The organism is Spirosoma arboris (genome assembly GCF_009754945.1).
GTDB lineage: Bacteria > Bacteroidota > Bacteroidia > Cytophagales > Spirosomataceae > Spirosoma > Spirosoma arboris.
This window is the reverse complement of sequence record NZ_WPIN01000008.1, coordinates 318,276-336,557: the sequence shown is the minus strand read 5'-3', so window position 1 is coordinate 336,557 and position 18,282 is coordinate 318,276. Positions and strand designations below refer to the sequence as shown.

Sequence of the window (18,282 nt, the reverse complement as noted above, 5' to 3'; positions counted from 1 at the left end):
GTTACTAACTCTTCACTCGCCACTCCTCGCTCCTAACGACTGTTTTTCTCGTCGGAACATACCCTCCGACTGGGCGGGAATTATAATATCGGCGCAAACAACCGGGCCACTATTGGGTGTGCCGTCATCGCGATTATCGTCTTCCTGAAAAATATGAAACTGAGCCTCAGATCCATAAAGCAGTTCGAGTCGTTGAGCGGTGTTGGCTAGTCCAAAACCACCCGATGCTTTTTTATCGCCGAGCACGCCCGTATTACGAATAATGATATGCAGTTTGTCTGGGCCATCGTCACGAGATACAATACTGGAACGAACGTCAACAAATCCACCGCCAATGGCCGTTGAAACTCCATGCTTAATCGCATTTTCGACGAGCGTTTGTAGCATCATAGGAGGCACTTGCCAGAAAAGGGTTCGCCCATCTAGGTCAATATGCGAGGTGAGCCGATCTTCGTAGCGAACTTTTTCGAGCGCTAGATAATCTTCTACGGTTTTGATTTCTTCGCGCAGCTCGACAGTTTTCCGCCGGTCGGCCAATAACGAATTCCGAAGCAGGTTTGACAACTGGGTAATGCCTTGCTGGGCTTTGGTTGGATTTTCATACACCAATGCCCGAATACTGTTTAACGCATTAAATACGAAATGAGGATTCAACTGTGAGCGCAATACTTTGGCCTCTGTTTCGCGAATATTCGTTTTGAGCAAAATTTTCTCGATTTCAGCATTGCGATTTTCCTCAAAATAGTGGTAAGCGGTATAGCTAAGCACCCAGGTAAGCATGATTTTACCAAAATTCATGATATAACCAATGACTAACCAGGGTTCATCGACCATATGTTCGGGAACAAGAATCCTATCGACGGGTAAGTTGAGCATGGTCATAATCACGGCCATGACAAAAACAGAAAGCAGAACACGAGGGGCCAGGCGAAAAAAAGGCAAACGCACCCAATTCCAGCGTCGAATCATCAACCGGTAAAGATGCGTTAGCGTAATGCCCAGGAAAATATTGGTAATAGCCAGGTAAAGTGTATCGGGATCAAATCCATCTTCCAGCAAATAGGCCAGGTACTCTACAGCAATGAAGAGCGACCAGCCAAACAACTGACAAATCCAATATACTTTCTGCTTCGACATTCCCATTTCATTACACAGCCACTACCAGGCCATAAGCGAATATACGGCCTTTAGTCAGCAGTTATCAAGTTGCAGTTATCAATGGGTATATACATGGATTATCGGCCGATGCTGCTTGTTAACTGGTAACGCAGGCGATCAATAGTTTACTGCATAAGCGCCAGCGACAGCAGGTGTGCTGTATCGTTAGCCAGTTCAATCGTGAATTGGGCCGACGTGTAATCGTAAGCGAGTTTATAAAGACACAGGTTGCTATGCTCAAAATGATCCATATGGGCGAGCGGCTGATTCGTAATCCAGCAGAGCAAAATACGCATTGCCCGTCCGTGCATAGCCACTAGAATAAGCTCTTCTTCGGGATGCGAAAGAATCACATCAATAGCCACCTTCTGCCGCTCGACTACTTGTTCTGGGCTTTCTCCCTGATCAGTAGTCTGATCTGTGCGCCCTGACTCCCAGGCTTCGATCAGGGTACGATAATATTCGTTATCTAAATTACCCGGAGCCTTCCCTTCCATCGTGCCCCAGCTAATTTCATTCAGACCGGTGAGTTTTTCATAAGGCAAACCCATCTCAATAAACGGCTCGACTGTTTGATAGGTACGTTTCAGTCCGGAAATGTAAATTTTGTTGAATGGTACGTGCTGATAAGCCTGAAAAAATGCCATTGCCTGCGCTCGTCCCATCTCATTAAGGTCAGAATCGACCCCACTACCCTGTACTATCCCCCGGCGGTTATAGTCGGTTTCGCCGTGGCGAATCAGATAAATTGTTTTTTGTGCCAAGCCTTTCCCCTTGCCAACCGGCAATTTTTTCCAAATTTGAGCCGCAAAATTACACAAAACGTGTCAATTAACTGTTTCAAGTGCCAAGTTTCAGATTAATGTTTCAGTTAGTAAACCAGAACATCAAATTAGAAACATGACCATTGAAATTTTTAACCCTATAACACATGAAAGCTGGCTTCGATCTGAATGCGCTCGATTTTATTCATACTGACTCTCTCGGTAAAAACCTTGGTATTGAGTTCACAGAAGCCGGTGACGGCTACTTGATGGCCCGCATGCCCGTAGACAAACGGACACATCAACCGTTCGGTATTCTACACGGTGGTGCCTCAGTGGCGCTGGCCGAAACATTAGGCAGCGTAGCCTCCTTTATGCTCCTGGATGATCCGACTACGCAGCGTGCCGTTGGGCTTGAAATCAACGCGAATCATTTAAGATCGGTTCGCGAAGGCTGGGTATATGGTCGCTGTACACCGATTCATACGGGTCGTACCACCCACGTCTGGGACATCCGCATCACCGATGAACAAGGCAAGCTTGTGTGCGTGAGTCGGCTGACGGTCGCGATCATTAAGGGCTAGTAATACAGGTCTGCACAACGAATTGATTACATAACCCAGCTAACTTTTTCCGTACCTTCGCGCTCCCAACGAACTGTCCTCGACAACGAAACCGTATGCATCAGAAAATTCGGCGTGAAGATGCCCTAGATTATCATTCCAAAGGCCGTCCGGGAAAACTAGAAGTTGTTCCAACCAAAGAATACAGTACCCAGCGCGACCTCTCTCTGGCGTATTCACCGGGCGTAGCCGAGCCTTGTCTGGCTATCGAAGCCAACCCTGACGACGCCTTTAAGTATACAGCCAAAGGTAATCTTGTTGCTGTCATTAGTAATGGGACTGCTGTGCTGGGACTGGGCAATATTGGCCCTACCGCCAGTAAGCCCGTTATGGAAGGGAAAGGACTGCTGTTTAAGATTTATTCTGATATCGACGTATTTGACCTTGAATTGAATACGAGTAATATCGACGAATTTGTCCGAACGGTTAAGATTCTCGAACCCACCTTTGGCGGGGTCAATCTGGAGGATATCAAAGCCCCGGAATGTTTCGAGATTGAGGAACGGCTCAAGCGGGAGATGAATATTCCCGTCATGCACGATGATCAGCACGGTACGGCCATCGTGAGTGGAGCCGCCTTGCTCAACGCACTGGAACTAGTACATAAGCCTATCGAAACGGCCAAATTCGTGATTCTGGGAGCTGGTGCAGCCGCCATCTCCTGTGCCCGACAGTACGTTGCTCTGGGGGCTAAATGCGAAAACATGGTCATGTTCGACGTGAACGGCCCCCTCCGTACAGACCGAACAGATTTGAGTGACCTTATGCGCCCGTTTGCTACCACCCGTGACATCCACTCATTAGACGATGCCTTTGTTGGGGCTGACGTATTTGTGGGACTATCGAAGGGCAACATCGTGAGCCAGGATATGATCCGTTTAATGGCCGACAATGCCATTGTGTTTGCCATGGCAAATCCAAATCCTGAGATCAGTTACGACGACGCAATGGCCGCCCGACCCGACATTATTATGGCAACGGGCCGTTCCGACTACCCGAATCAGGTCAATAATGTACTCGGGTTTCCTTACATTTTCCGGGGAGCGTTGGATGTCAGGGCTACCGAAATCAATGAAGCCATGAAATTGGCTGCTACCTACGCGCTAGCCGATTTAGCCAAAAAACCGGTGCCTGATCTGGTCAATCTGGCTTATGGTGAGTCGAATATGATTTTTGGGCGAACCTATATACTGCCTAAACCTGTAGACCCACGACTGCTCTCGACGGTAGCTCCGGCAGTAGCCAAAGCCGCCATGGAATCTGGTGTGGCGCGATTATCAATTACGGATTGGGACGCCTACGAGCAGCAACTCGCTCGTCGTCTGGGCCAGGACAACCAGATTTCTAGGGTTATTCTGACCAAGGCGAAAGCCAATCCTAAACGGGTTGTTTTTGCCGATGCTGAAAATCTGAAAGTACTGAAAGCCGCGCAACAGGTTCGTGATGAGGGCATTGCCTATCCAATTTTATTAGGTGAACGAGCTAAAATTGAAAAGCTTATTGAGGAAAATAGCCTTGACTTAGGTACTATTCCGATCATTGATCCGCGTTCACCTGAGCAGGAATCACTGGTTCAACGCTTTGGCGATCAGTATTTTGAGAAGCGGAAACGGAAGGGCGTCAATGCGACCGAAGCCCGAAAAATGATGTATGTCCGCAACTACTTCGGCGCTATGATGGTAGAAACAGGTGAAGCAGATGCCCTGATTTCGGGCTTAACCCGCTCCTACCCTGACACGATCCGGCCGGCCTTACAAATTATTGGCAAAGAGCCGGGGGTGAAAAAAGTGGCGGGGATGTACATTCTGCTCACCAAACGCGGACCGTTGTTTTTCTCGGATACGACGGTCAATTTCAATCCGACTTCCGAAGAAATTGTCGAGATAACCGAACTGACCGCGCAAACGGTTGAACGGTTCAATATTAAGCCACGCATTGCGCTAGTTACCTACTCGAACTTCGGTAGTGCCAAAGGCGACGATGCAGAAAAAATGAACCGCGCTGTTGAACTCCTGCAACAACGAAATCCTGACCTGATTGTCGATGGTGAAATTCAGGCGCACTTAGCGTTTAATACTGAATTGCTGCAGCAAAATCACCCGTTTAGCAAGTTAGTTGGCGAAGGAGCTAACACACTCATTTTCCCAAACCTGTCGGCCGCTAACATTGCCTATAACCTGATGAGTGAAGCGGCTGGGTTCGATGCCATCGGCCCCATTCTGCTCGGAATCCGTAAGCCGGTATATGTGTTACAATTAGGTTCATCGGAACGCGAAATCGTTAACATGGTAGCCATCGCCGTCGTTGAAGCACAAGGAAAATGAATTATAAATTTTGAATGATGAATGATAAATAATGGATGATGTTGACGCCAGTTTTAGCTAGCGCAAGCATCATTCATCATTTATCATTCATCATTTATCATTCAAAAAGATGTCACGAATCTTAACAGGTATTCAGTCCAGCGGGCGACCGCACTTAGGTAACATTCTGGGAGCAATTAAACCCGCCATCGAGTTATCAAAACATCCTGATAACGAGTCGTTTTTGTTTATTGCCGACCTTCATTCACTCACGACGATCAAAGATGGTCCCATGCGTCGGGAGTTTACACGGGCCGTGGCTGCAACCTGGCTCGCCTTCGGATTAGATACTCAGAAAAATACTTTCTGGCGACAGTCGCGGGTGGCCGAGCATACAGAACTGGCCTGGCACCTGAGTTGCTTTACGCCTTTTGCGATGCTTAACAATGCCACCTCGTTTAAGGAGAAATCAGATCGGGCAGCTGCTGGTGTCAATGCGGGCCTGTTCGTATATCCGGTATTGCAGGCAGCCGATATTCTGCTTTATGATGCCGAGCTCATTCCCGTTGGCAAAGATCAGCGTCAGCACATCGAAATGACTCGCGACATTGCCAGTACGTTCAACCACCAGTATAACGACGAAGTCTTCGTACTACCCGAAGCTCGTATCGACGACCGGCTCATGACCATTCCGGGAATTGATGGGGCCAAAATGAGCAAGTCATATAACAATTACATTGATATTTTCCTACCCGAAAATGAGCTTTGGAAAGTAATCAAGAAAATCAAATCAGATTCAACACCCCTCGAAGAGCCGAAAAATCCAGATACGGATATTACGTTTCAACTGTATTCATTACTGGCATCTGCCGAACAGACCGCTGAATTGCGCCGATTATACGAAGGAGGCAACTATGGTTATGGTATGGCCAAAAAAGCGTTCTACGAGCTAATTCTGGAACAGTTTGCTACCGAGCGCACACGATTCAATTATTACACAATTGAAAATCCAGATGCCCTCGAAGCCGAACTTCAGGCTGGCGAAGAAAAAGCTCGTGCTGTAGCCGGGAAAACCATAGCACGAGTACGACAGAAGTTAGGCTTCTATTAGTAATCGGACAACATCGAACTCAATTCCGATCCATGAGTAGGATAAGCGAATAGCGTATGATTCAGCTCTTTCACGGAGATATTATGCTTCATTGCCAACGTGAATAGATTAATCAGGTCGTCGCTTCCCGAACCTAACAAATGCGCCCCTACTAGCCGACCCGTCTTGGCATCAACCAGCGTTTTGAAGGCAGTAAATTTCTCGTTGATACGTCGGCTAACATACCAATCGGCTGTTTCCTGAAACGTTACCTTCACATTTCGCTCCTGTTCTCTGGCCTGTTCTTCCGTTAGACCAACAGACGCTAGCGTTGGTACTGTGAAAACAGCCGATGGAATGGGAGCGTCAGTGTAGGTTTGACGATTACCCTTCAGGATATTTGCCGCAACGATCTTGCCCTCATACGACGCTAACGGAGTCAGTGGCGGGCCTTTGTCCGAAGCGTCTCCACATACATAAACCGCAGGATTGGAGACGCTTTGCAGGTATTCGTTAACCGTAACTCCTTTCTCATTTACCTCAACGCCAGCCTTCTCCAGATTCAATTCGGCAACATCGGCAACACGTCCGGCTCCGTGAACGGCCAACTGAGTTGATACCGAGTGTATTTTCCCGCTTTGCCTGTAGCTAACTGTTAGATTGCCTCCTTTGCTTTTTACTGATGTTACGCTGGCCTCCAGAATAATACTTATTCCGATGGCTTCCATAGCCTTCACCAGCAACTTAACCAAGTCGGCATCGAACCCTTCTAACGGACGTTTTCCCTGATGAAGAATCGTCACCTTCGCTCCGGCACGAGCGGCAATATGAGCGAACTCAAAGGCAATGTAGCCGCCCCCAATCATGACGATTTTCCTGGGGAGCTGAGTAAGCTCCATAAATCCGGTACTGTCTGTTAATAGTTCTTCACCGGAAATGTCGAGCGGTTTGGGGCGTTGGCCAGTCGCAATGACAATATGCTTAGCTTGCAGTTCATGACTACCAACGCGTATTGTATTCGCCGACAGAAACGTAGCAACACCATGAAAGGCAGTAATGCCTTCCTCAGCGAACTCCTTTTCGGTTCGTTCCGGCACCGATACTACAAATGTTTTTTTGAATTGAATCAGGTCCGACCAGTTCATGGATGCCTTGGTCTTAATCCCTTTCCCAATCATCTGCTCCGACCGGGCAATGATTTCGGCGGCCCCCACCAGCACTTTTTTGGGATCACACCCGCGCTGCGAACATGTACCTCCGAAAGGTAATTTATCAATGATTGCCACGGTTTTACCTGCCTGACGAACGGCTTCCGCAACCGTTTTCCCGGCCGATCCCGTGCCGATAACAATAAGGTCAAAAGACTGCATAGAATAGTGTCTGGTCGTTTTGTAGAGTATAACTACCAAACATGCATTAGTGGCTAAAAAGAAAATGGGTAATCCAGCAAATTTGCCAGATTACCCATTTTTGAAACGTTTGTTCTATGCTCTACGCCACTGCTTCGTATAACTCCTCACGCTGTTGTTTCACACGTGGGTCGGAGATGAACTCGTCGTAGGTCATCAGTTTGTCAAGAATGCCCGCTGGGGTTATTTCGATGATGCGAGTGGCAATCGTTTGCACGAACTGGTGATCGTGGGAGGTGAATAGAATCGGACCTTTAAAGTCAATCAGCCCGTTGTTCAGCGATTCGATCGATTCGAGATCAAGGTGGTTTGTAGGCTCGTCGAGCATCAGGACGTTAGCTCCTGATAACATCATTTTCGACAGCATACACCGCACTTTTTCGCCCCCACTCAATACCGTTGCTTTCTTCAGCGATTCTTCGCCTGAGAACAGCATCCGGCCCAGGAAGCCCCGAATAAAGCTTTCATCTTTCTCCACCGAATATTGTCGCAGCCAGTCGACCAGGTTAAGATCGGTCTGGAAGAATTTCTCTTTTTCAGCATCCGTCGGAAAATACGACATGGTAATCGTGATTCCCCAGCGGAACGTACCCGAATCGGCTTTACGCTCGCCTGCCAGAATATCCAGCAAAGCTGATACGGCCAGACCATCGCGACTATACAGGAAAATCTTATCGCCTTTGTTCACCGTAAACGACAGGTTTTCAAACAGCTTTGTACCGTCTTCGGCAGTATAGGTCAGGTTTTCAACTGTCAGAATCTGATCACCAGGTTCGCGTTCGGGTTTGAAGTTCACATAAGGATACTTCCGTGACGACGGTTGAATATCTTCCAGTGTGAGTTTTTCGAGCAGTTTAGCCCGGCTGGTAGCCTGTTTTGATTTCGACGCGTTGGCCGAGAATCGGCGGATAAACTCTTCCAGTTCCTTACGTTTGTCTTCCGTTTTCTTGTTCTGATCCTGACGTTGTTTCAGGGCCAGTTGACTCGACTCATACCAGAACGAATAGTTTCCGGCGAAGAGCTTCACTTTGCTAAAATCTACGTCCACAATTTGCGTACACACCTGATCCAGGAAGTGTCGATCGTGAGAAACCACGATGACTGTGTTACTGAAATTAGCCAGGAAGTTTTCGAGCCAGATTACTGATTCTACATCGAGGTTGTTGGTAGGCTCGTCAAGAAGCAGTACGTCGGGGTTACCGAAGAGGGCTTGTGCCAGCAGCACCCGCACTTTTTCGGAGCCATTAAGATCACTCATCAACGAATAGTGCAGGTCTTCCTTAATGCCTAAGCCCGATAATAAAGTGGCCGCATCAGATTCGGCATCCCAACCATTCATTTCGGCGAATTCCGATTCGAGTTCGGCAGCTTTTTCGCCATCAGCATCCGTAAACTCTTCTTTAGCGTATAGGATATCCTTTTCCTGCATAATGTCGTACAGGCGTTTGTTACCCATAATGACCGTTTGCAGAACTGGAAACTCATCGTATGCAGCCTGATTCTGGTTCAGCACCGACATCCGTTCGCCAGGAGTCATCGTTACTGAACCAGTTTGTGGCTCAATTTCACCCGACAGAATCTTCAAAAGTGTTGATTTCCCCGCTCCATTAGCGCCGATAACGCCAAAGCAGTTACCAGGTGTAAATTTTATAGTTACGTCGTCGAAAAGAACCCGCTTACCATAGCGAAGTGAGACGTTTTGTACCGATAGCATGACGTGATTTTGCGTTCAGATTGAACCACAAAGATACGAAATTTTAGCGGGATTTGGGGCAGGTTTACTATCAGCCCACCGCTTTAGCTGTGGGTTTTAACAAAGGGAGTTCACGATGAGGAACCGTTTCAACGGTTTTAGTAAGCAAACCGTTAAAACGGTTCAATTTCATAAATCCAGCGGATTTCTTACCCAAGACTAAAGTCATGGGCTAATACTGTATTTTCATTTATCCCGTACGCACCGAAAGCCAAGGTTATTGCTCCCACTACTTACTTCGCCTTTGCCCCGGCTACCCGCTTTGTAACGAATGCAATACTCATCGCTGCACAGGAACGAGCCTCCCCGTTGAACGCGCTTTACGGCTCCTGGTTCATCAGGGTCGTAGCTGTCCGATGGTCCTTGTGGGTTATTGGTAACCAATTTCGTGTAGTAATCCGGGCGGTAAAAATCCTGGCACCACTCCCACACATTGCCATCCATATCGTACAATCCGTAGGAATTAGCCGGAAATGATTTTACAGGAGCAACGCCCACAAAACCGTCTTCGGTCGTGTTATGATCGGGAAAACTGCCCTGATAAATATTGGCGACCCATTTGCCAGCCGGTTTAAGTTCACTTCCCCAATAGTACGTTCGATTGCCTTTGCCACCTTGCGCTGCAAACTCCCATTCGGCTTCGGTTGGCAAGCGTTTTCCGGCCCATTTCGCATACGCAAGCGCATCGTCATAGCTTACGTGAATAACGGGCTCGTTCTCATGTCCCTTCAGATTACTCGACGGCCCTTTGGGGTGCTGCCAACTCGCTCCTTTGACATATTCCCACCAACGTAATGGGTTCGCCAGTGATACTTTTTCGGCAGGTGGCGTAAAAACAGCTGATCCTGGCACGAGTTGCTCGGCAGGAACACCCGGATAATCACTCGGATTCAGCGGACGCTCGGCGATGGTTTTGTAACCCGTTGCCGCTACGAATTTGGCAAACTCGGCGTTCGTAACTTCGTGTTCGTCCATCCAGAATCCCTTCACCATTACGGAATGTACAGGCCGGGCGTCAGGAAATTCATCTGAACCCATCAGAAACGTGCCACCCGGAATCAATACCATCCCCTCCGTACTGCCCGCTCCCGATTCAACCCCAGCGGCTGCATTACGAATAGCAGCCGATCGGGACGGCATTCCTTTCGCGATACAGGCAGCAGCCGAGTCTTTCGATGCCTGCGCCTGTTCATCCTTCGATTTATTGGTTGAATTACATCCGGCGATTCCTGCCAGCAGTATACAACTCACTAAAACATATCTTACACACATACCATCTACGTCTTTGAACGCTTGATTTAAAACAAATCCACCATTTTCTGTCCTCTCGACGTCAGGAGAGATCTTGAGGTTGACTAATGAGAAAATTGAGATCTTTCCCGACGTCGAGAGGACAAAAACAGCTTATCATGGCTTACTTTCCAATAATTTGAGTGCTTCATCATCCTTGTATTTCCGCATCTGATCCTTCAGTTTCCCTTTCAGATCAGTCGTTATTGCTTCGTAGCCTTTTGTTCCGTACAGGTTGTTCAACTCGTTTAGGTCTTTTTTGAGGTCGTATAATTCCCAAAAGTCTTTAGGGCCATAAAACCGAACCAGCGTGTATTGTTCCGTTCGAAGACCAAAATGCGGATAAACATGATGCGGTTTCGGGAATTCGTAGTAATGATAATAGGCTTCTTTACGCCAGGGTACTTTTTCACCTTTCAATAAAGGCAGGAACGATTCGCCCTGCATTCCGCTGGGAATAGTGGTCCCGGTTAGGTTCAGGAGCGTGGGCGCCCAGTCGATGTTTGACACCAATTCATTGACTTGCGTACCTGCTTTAATAACACCCGGATAACGAATGACAAACGGCGTTTTCAGCGATTCTTCGTAGATAAACCTTTTGTCGAACCAACCATGTTCGCCCATGTAAAAACCCTGATCGGACGCATAAATCACCACTGTATTTTTAGCTAAACCCGTTTTATCCAAGTAATCCAATAACTCCCCGATGTTCCGATCCAGTGAATTCGCTACCGATAAGTAATCTTTCAGATATCGCTGGTATTTCCATTCGATTAATACTTTACCAGTCAGCTTCTTGGCGTCGAACTCTTTACTGATTTTATTTTCGTAATAGTCGTAAAAGGGCTTTTTCTCCTCAGGTGTAAAGCGGTTATAAATGCCACTTTTTTCGTAGTCGGCATGTACTTTAAGGTCTTCCTTCAGGCGCATCGTTTTGTCGATGGTCATGTCCTGATCGTGAGCCGCTATACGCCCTTTATAGTCATCATAAAACGAAGGCGGCAGCGGAAACGTGACCTTATCGTAGGCCCCCAGATCAGGCAAATCGGGTAACCACTCGCGGTGAGTCGCCTTATGGCCTACGACCAGAAAGAACGGCTTTGAGTTATCGCGCTTCGTCAGCCAATCCAGCGATAATTTCGTGACGACATTCGTAACGTAGCCGGGATATTGAACCGTATCGCGCTTCGAATTGACAAAGTCTGGGTTATAATAGTGTCCTTGTCCAGGCAGTACATTCAGATAATCAAGCCCATTCGGTAACGCACCGAGGTGCATTTTGCCAATCCAGGCCGTCTGGTAGCCGTTTTTCTTCAACTCCTCTGGAAAAACGGGCTGATTAACATCAAATACTTTCTCGTTTAGCTTATAGCCGTTCAGGTGGCTGTATTTCCCCGTCAGCAAGGTAGCCCGACTCGGCCCACAAATGGAGTTGGTCACTACATTTGTATGCAAAATGGCCCCTTCACTGGCAATTCGGTCGATATTCGGCGTTTTGGCCAGTTTGCTCCCATAAGCACTAATTGCCTGATACGCATGATCATCGGAGAAAATAAAGATAATGTTAGGCCGATCTGTTTGGGCAATCTCGGCCTGCTTTTTGGATGAACAGGCCGAGATCGTTAGCAGCGCCAGAAAGAGTTGACTAAGGGAATAGAAACGGTTTGTTGCCATGTGTTTAAACGCAGAGAGCGCAAAGGTTTTTATTACTCTACGTACCGTTAAGTACAGGTATCCCTGTTTTTACTTTCAGGCGAATAGAGACTGCGGAGAGAGGAGCATTAACTTAAAAAGCCTGCGCTAGTTCTTGCCACGAAATTAATCCAATGGCCAATACAGCCAATGCCAGGCCAATTCTATTGGCGACTGAGAGCTGTTCCCGGAAAAACAGAGCGGCCATGATAGCCGCCAAAAGTATAACTCCGATGTTATAAATCGGATAGACAAAAGCACCATTGCCACCAAAAGCTGACAGGGCCAGAACCAGCGTATAGAAACTCAGAAAGTTTGGTATTCCCAACGTAACTGCACCAAGCAGACTCCGAGGTTGAAACGTTTCCTTACCCTGAATTAATCGCACAGTCAGCATCAACAATCCAGCCACAATAGCCCCAATAACCATCGTCAATGTTACCTGAATAGTTTTGTCGGCAGATGGAATATAACGCAGGTTCATGTAATTGATCATCGTATTTGTGGCCCCGTAAAACAAAAATACCGCTACTGGCAGCAATACATAAGCTCCCAATCGGCGCGATGCTGGCCTGGCTGATGAGTCGGGATCAACGACTGGTGGTTCTTTTTTATAGGTACTCAGTCCTACCGCGATTACGGCCAACACCAGCCCCAGATAGTTCAGCGCATCGAACGTTTTACCACCCGTCTGAAAAACGAACAGACTGAAACAGACCGGAATAACTAACGATAGATTATTAGCTAAAGACGTAGCCGTAATGCCCATTCGCTGGGTAGATGCACCCGACAGCAGAAAGGTTAAAATAAAGCCTACGCCTAAGCCAAAGGCCAGCCACGTCCAGGTCTGAGAAAAATCGATCGAGAAGGATTGACCAGCAGGCAAGAGCAACAGTCCCGTCAGAAAACAAACCGGGTAATTGAATACAATGGCCTGAAACGTATTGACTTCATAGCGGGGGAATACCCGAAAATTCAGCAACAAGAGCACCGAAAGCAGGATGCTAAGACCTAGAAAAAGCATGAGTACAGAAGTGGGCTGGTAATTTTGAGGCTAAGTTAACCGCTCGATTCGGTTACGGGCGTATCTTTCCGCCCCTCAACTGGCCGTTTTGTCATGAACAGGAGTTTCCTTCTTCTGGTTGCCTTTCTGCTTTTTTCAATGACTCTCTCCTGGAGTCAGCAAACATTATCTATTTCGGCAACACTATTACCAACATTTTCACATACCTATTACACGAACCGATATCTATACCCCGAAAGTGATGGACAGATTGTGGAACCGGTTTATTTAAGCGGTTCCCGTTGGGCGACCGGTTACTCAGCGGGTGTGTCGGTAGCTTATAATTATACTCCCGGCTGGTCTGTATCATCAGGCGTCTGGTTTCAGCAATTAAGCCTTCGTCAGGCGCGCCAACCCATAGCAGGGCCCGGAACGGTGGTGCTTCATAACCGGGTTATCCGCTTTCCACTTTTGCTAAACTATTACTCCTCAGCGCAACGTCTATCACCTTACTTTTCACTAGGCCTATTTGTCGATTTGCCAATCACCTCAAGAGTAGTCGTCACACGGACTGGCGAATCAACACAATACCTACGGCTTCTATCAACGCCACGCCCTATTTTCCATGGATTGTTAGGCGCTGGAGCCCGGTATAAATTAACCAACCGATATACACTGATGGCACAACCTGTCTGGATATACAAGTTTGGGCAATTAGGTGGTGCCACTACCTATGATTCGTCCTTTGAACTTAGTTTATTAACACAACTCGCTTATACGTTCTGAATCAGACAGCAAAAGCTATCCATTGCAAACCACTCAAAAGCCGCGCTATGCAACTGTACTACATTTACTTGCATCTATCGGACACACATTTCTCTCTCAGATTATGAACATAATTTTCCAATTTCGCCCCAATAGCCTATTGATGGTGACTTTAAGCTGGTTAGCATTAGTAACGACTCAAGCCTATTCCCAACAATCGGATCTCAACCCTGTCCAGGTTGATCAATTCATTACGCAACACATGGATAGTGCCAACGTACCCGGACTCTCTATTGCCATTATTCGCGACAACAAACTTGTCTACAGCAAAGGGTATGGCTTCACCAAAGCTGGCTCAACTCAACAAGTAACATCAGCCACCATTTTCGATGCGGCTTCGCTAAGCAAACCAGTTTTTGCCTATGCTGTGTTACAATTAGTTGAAGAAGGAGTTCTGGATTTAGATAAGCCATTATATGAATATCTCCCCTATCCAGACGTTGCGGCCGACGAGCGCTACAAAAAGATTACAGCCCGGATGGTGCTCAGTCACCGAACAGGCTTCCCCAACTGGCGCAAAAACAGGCGATCATCAGAATTGGCCATGCGCTGGGCACCCGGCGAACGCTTTGGCTACTCAGGTGAAGGATTCGTTTATCTGCAAAAAGTAATTGAAAAGATTACAGGTCTTCCGCTAAATGACCTCATGACCAAGCGCGTGTTTATCCCTTTGCAGATGACCCGTAGTAGTTATATTTGGAATTCTACATTCGATGATAATTTCGCCTTTCCACACAATGAAGCGGGTAAAGCAGAATCGCATTATAAATCCAATCAGGCCAATACAGCTTATTCTCTGCAAACCACTGCCGATGACTACGCCCGATTTCTGATCGCTATCTTAACCCCAAAGGGCCTCAAAGCGGCCACGGTTAGCCAAATGCTAACACCCCAGGGTCAATTACCCCAAACATTTTCGGGTAATACCGATACGCTCTCACCAACGCTCAGTTGGGGATTAGGCTTTGGCTTAGAACACGGCCCGAAGGCTGATTATTTCTGGCACTGGGGCGATAACGACACCTACAAATGCTACATGACCGGTTGCCAGAAAAGCCAGGACGCCGTGGTCTATTTTACCAATTCGACAAACGGCTTAACTTTGATTGGCGATATAACCCGACAGTTTATGGGATTCGATCCAACGACAGTGGCGTTTCTAGGCTATAAGCCTTACAAAAAGCGGAAGTAATCACGAGGGCGCAAGAAAATCAATTAGCTGATTGACTGCAAGGAATGTAACTACAGTTTCAAAATTTTTCTTATACGTAACTATTAGTATGTTTTCAAGTAAAGACTACTCTAAAATGACACTTGATGAATTAGTGGCAGAAGAGAAAAAAATGAAATCACAAAAAATCACAACTGCTGTGTTCATAGGTGTTCTAATCGGCATTGCTGTTTATGCTGCTACACATAAAAGTTTTGTCCTTCCTGTTATTTTGCTAATTTTTTCTTTTCTGATTGGCTCCAGATATTCACAAAACCTAAAGAGCATTCAAGCAGAAATAAACCGCAGAGATACTACTCGTTAATTAGCCATACCGTGTTAGGGTATGTCGGACAGGCAGCACTTCTATTGGATGGCAAGAAATTACTTACCAGGATGATTAGCGGTTTCATAAATGGCTATTTTTCAGTACTATTAGCCACTCTTTCGTACTGACTACACGCTAATTTCCTCATCTCCTTGAAAACATTTCTCCTCTTCCTTTTTTTGATGCCTGCTCTGGTCGCTGCTCAGTCAGCGAATCCCTACCCATTTACACTGGCGCAGGATTCGGTTTATCTACGCGAAAACTACCAGAAGTCTGAATTTATGGTGCCCATGCGCGATGGCACCAAGCTGTTTACGCAAATCTATGCGCCTAAAGATCAAACGGTAAAGCATCCAATTCTCATTAATCGTACGCCTTATAGCTGTCAACCCTACGGTCCGGATAGCTTCCGTCAACGTGTAGGACCAAATCCGTTTATGCTACGGGAGAAGTATATTGTCGTCTATCAGGATGTGCGGGGCCGCTGGGCATCGGAGGGAACATTTGTGGTACTAACCCCACATATCGACGTTAAGAAAAGTAATGCTGATCACGATGAAGCGTCTGATACGTATGACACGATCGACTGGCTGCTGAAAAATATTCCCAATCACAATGGCAATGTAGGCCAGTGGGGCATTAGTTATAATGGCTTCTTTACGTCAGCGGGCTCCATATCTGGGCATCCGGCATTAAAAGCCTCTTCTCCCCAGGCACCTATTGCTAATTACTGGCGCGATGACTCTTTCCACTATGGTGCTTTTCAACTTTCCGCCAACTTCGGTTTCTATGCCTTTTTTCAGGAACGTAAGCAGCCTATTAAACAACTATCATCTTCGCTATTTGAGAACCACGATCCTGATGGATATCATTTCTATCTGAACATGGGCCCGACGGCTAATTCGGAAAGTAGCTATTTTAAAGGGCGGAATAAGTATTATTATGAGCATTTTGAGCATCCAGACTATGACGATTACTGGAAAAAACGGACTATTCTTCCACACCTTAAAGGCATCAAACATGCCATAATGGTTGTTGGAGGCTGGTACGATGCAGAGGATTTATACGGCACGTTTAATACCTATAAGGCTATTGAGAAGCAAAATCCAGGGATACAAAACATTTTTGTGGTCGGCCCCTGGCGACATGGAGGTTGGGCTGGCCCATCGGGTCAAACGCTGAATGATCTGGATTTTGGTTCTGCTACGTCGCCCCATTATCAGGAAACGATCGAAGCTAAATTTTTTCGGTATTACCTATTCGATGAAGCGAACCGTCGGACAGCCAACTCAGTAGGCTTACCTGAAGCTACCCTGTTCGAGACCGGCACCAATCGCTGGCGTACCTTTGATACGTATCCACCCAAAGGCATTGAACAGAAAAAAGTATACCTGCAAAGCAGTGGCAAGCTTGCCTTTACGCCTTCGACAACCGGTGCAGCTTTCTCTGAATTCCTTTCCGATCCGGCGCACCCCGTTCCAATGGCCAGCAAAATCAATAGAGGCTTTTGGGCCGAATACATGGTGGATGATCAACGATTCGCATCGGCTCGCCCGGATGTTCTAACCTTCCAGACCGATACACTGACGGAAGATCTGACATTGGCGGGTCCAATGATGGCCCACCTTATTGTATCGACCACCAGCACCGACGCCGACTGGATGGTAAAAATCATTGACGTGTATCCACCTTATGCACCCCAGAATCCCCAAAAGAAAGAGATTGTCTTCGGCGACTACCAGCAATTAGTACGTAGCGAAATTATGCGAGGACGTTACCGTAACAATGTCAGTAAACCCGAAGCGTTTACACCTAATACGCCCACACAAGTGGCCCTGGAGTTACAGGATGTACTGCATACATTCAAAAAAGGCCACCGCCTGATGGTGCAGGTGCAAAGTAGCTGCTTCCCCTTAGCAGATCGAAACCCGCAAACGTTTGTGAATATTTTCACGGCAAGAGAGTCTGATTATCAAAAAGCAATGCACCGTGTTTATCACGGTAAGCAGGGTGATAGTTATGTAGAAATTGGTGTGTTAGCGAAGTAAGAAGTGGCCGCAATCGATCTTGACTATACGTTTATTAAACCAGGTCCAGCACTTTCCGACTTTGTGGAAAGTTTCTGGATGCTCGCAAATCCTACCAATACTGAAAAGGAGGTAGTTGTTTTGCCGGATGGTCGGTTCGATATTTTCTTCTCCTGTTCATCTAAAGAACCCTTCCACGTTACAATTGCTGGCTTAGGTAGTGAGCCTTCGCAAAGTGCCATTGCTCCCGAATCGGTCATTTTTGCCGTTAGTTTTAAATTACTGGCGCTTGAATATCTCCTCGATACAACTCTTTCGTCGCTAGTCAATAAAGTCGATTACTTGCCCGCCGACTTTTGGGGAATCACAGTGGATGACCTGAGTGATTTTGATGGCTTTTGTGCCAGAGTTTCCGACAAAATGATTGGACTATTAAAAGGCAATGTCGATGAACGAAAACGAAAACTTTTTGATCTGATTTATACCTCACAAGGCTCATTATCGGTTAGCGAACTCTCCGAAGCTGTTCATTGGACTAGCCGACAGATTAATCGCTATTTTAACCAATGGGTTGGCATTTCATTAAAAACGTACTGCAACATTTTAAGATACAAGGCTTCGTTTAATCAGATTAAAGAGGGAAAGCTTTTTCCCGAACAACATTTTACCGATCAGGCTCATTTTATTAAAGAAGTCAAAAAATTCTCCGGCGTTACCCCCAAAGAACTTACCCAAAACAAAAACGACCGATTTATACAATTTTCAACATTGCCCAGGAAGTAGTTTTGTCTCACAATAAACTAATTC

General features: G+C 46.7%; 15 protein-coding genes. 8 read left to right on the top strand and 7 right to left on the bottom strand.

Annotation, left to right across the window (positions count from 1 at the left end):
• Positions 1–12: 12 nt before the first annotated feature.
• Positions 13–1,137 carry a sensor histidine kinase gene (locus tag GO755_RS22315; RefSeq protein ID WP_157587498.1) on the bottom strand — a complete coding sequence of 375 codons (1,125 nt, stop codon included), beginning with the start codon at positions 1,135–1,137 and terminating at the stop codon, positions 13–15.
• A 146-nt stretch (positions 1,138–1,283) separates the two neighbouring features.
• The gene (locus GO755_RS22310; protein ID WP_157587497.1) at positions 1,284–1,922 is read right to left on the bottom strand and encodes a histidine phosphatase family protein; all 639 of its coding nucleotides are present in this window, start codon (positions 1,920–1,922) and stop codon (positions 1,284–1,286) included.
• A gap of 167 nt (positions 1,923–2,089) precedes the next feature.
• Between GO755_RS22310 and GO755_RS22305 the strand changes: the two genes are divergently transcribed.
• From GO755_RS22305 to trpS, 3 genes are all read left to right on the top strand, one after another.
• A complete protein-coding gene (locus GO755_RS22305; RefSeq protein WP_157587496.1) occupies positions 2,090–2,506 on the top strand; it encodes a hotdog fold thioesterase in 417 nt (138 codons plus the stop codon).
• 95 nt (positions 2,507–2,601) lie between these two features.
• Positions 2,602–4,869: an NADP-dependent malic enzyme gene (locus GO755_RS22300; RefSeq protein WP_157587495.1), complete on the top strand. Its 2,268-nt coding sequence runs from the start codon at positions 2,602–2,604 to the stop codon at positions 4,867–4,869.
• A 109-nt stretch (positions 4,870–4,978) separates the two neighbouring features.
• A complete protein-coding gene (trpS, locus tag GO755_RS22295; RefSeq protein ID WP_157587494.1) occupies positions 4,979–5,959 on the top strand; it encodes a tryptophan--tRNA ligase in 981 nt (326 codons plus the stop codon).
• Here trpS and GO755_RS22290 read toward each other — a convergent pair.
• The 5 genes from GO755_RS22290 to GO755_RS22270 form a co-directional block, all read right to left on the bottom strand.
• A complete protein-coding gene (locus tag GO755_RS22290) occupies positions 5,956–7,308 on the bottom strand; it encodes a dihydrolipoyl dehydrogenase family protein (RefSeq protein WP_157587493.1) in 1,353 nt (450 codons plus the stop codon). The genes trpS and GO755_RS22290 overlap by 4 nt on opposite strands.
• 121 nt (positions 7,309–7,429) lie before the next feature.
• Positions 7,430–9,061, bottom strand: coding sequence for an ABC-F family ATP-binding cassette domain-containing protein (locus GO755_RS22285; RefSeq protein WP_157587492.1), 1,632 nt, complete (start codon positions 9,059–9,061; stop codon positions 7,430–7,432).
• 225 nt (positions 9,062–9,286) lie between these two features.
• Positions 9,287–10,372 carry a formylglycine-generating enzyme family protein gene (locus tag GO755_RS22280; protein ID WP_157587491.1) on the bottom strand — a complete coding sequence of 362 codons (1,086 nt, stop codon included), beginning with the start codon at positions 10,370–10,372 and terminating at the stop codon, positions 9,287–9,289.
• A 135-nt stretch (positions 10,373–10,507) separates the two neighbouring features.
• The gene (locus GO755_RS22275) at positions 10,508–12,064 is read right to left on the bottom strand and encodes a sulfatase family protein (RefSeq protein ID WP_157587490.1); all 1,557 of its coding nucleotides are present in this window, start codon (positions 12,062–12,064) and stop codon (positions 10,508–10,510) included.
• Positions 12,065–12,176: 112 nt separating this feature from the next.
• A complete protein-coding gene (locus tag GO755_RS22270; RefSeq protein ID WP_157587489.1) occupies positions 12,177–13,106 on the bottom strand; it encodes an EamA/RhaT family transporter in 930 nt (309 codons plus the stop codon).
• Between the two features lie 93 nt (positions 13,107–13,199).
• Here GO755_RS22270 and GO755_RS22265 point away from each other — a divergent pair, with 93 nt between their 5' ends.
• The 5 genes from GO755_RS22265 to GO755_RS22245 all read left to right on the top strand — a co-directional run bounded on the left by GO755_RS22265 (position 13,200) and on the right by GO755_RS22245 (position 18,258).
• Positions 13,200–13,871 (top strand): PorT family protein, encoded by a 672-nt coding sequence (locus tag GO755_RS22265; protein WP_157587488.1) that lies wholly within the window; start codon positions 13,200–13,202, stop codon positions 13,869–13,871.
• A gap of 103 nt (positions 13,872–13,974) precedes the next feature.
• A complete protein-coding gene (locus GO755_RS22260) occupies positions 13,975–15,102 on the top strand; it encodes a serine hydrolase domain-containing protein (protein WP_157587487.1) in 1,128 nt (375 codons plus the stop codon).
• A gap of 88 nt (positions 15,103–15,190) precedes the next feature.
• Complete coding sequence (locus tag GO755_RS22255; protein ID WP_157587486.1) at positions 15,191–15,445, top strand: hypothetical protein; 255 nt, start codon at positions 15,191–15,193, stop codon at positions 15,443–15,445.
• Between the two features lie 155 nt (positions 15,446–15,600).
• Positions 15,601–17,496 carry a CocE/NonD family hydrolase gene (locus GO755_RS22250; RefSeq protein ID WP_227687046.1) on the top strand — a complete coding sequence of 632 codons (1,896 nt, stop codon included), beginning with the start codon at positions 15,601–15,603 and terminating at the stop codon, positions 17,494–17,496.
• A gap of 3 nt (positions 17,497–17,499) precedes the next feature.
• On the top strand, positions 17,500–18,258 hold the full coding sequence (locus tag GO755_RS22245; RefSeq protein ID WP_198174896.1) for a helix-turn-helix domain-containing protein: 759 nt from the start codon (positions 17,500–17,502) through the stop codon (positions 18,256–18,258).
• Positions 18,259–18,282: the final 24 nt, after the last annotated feature.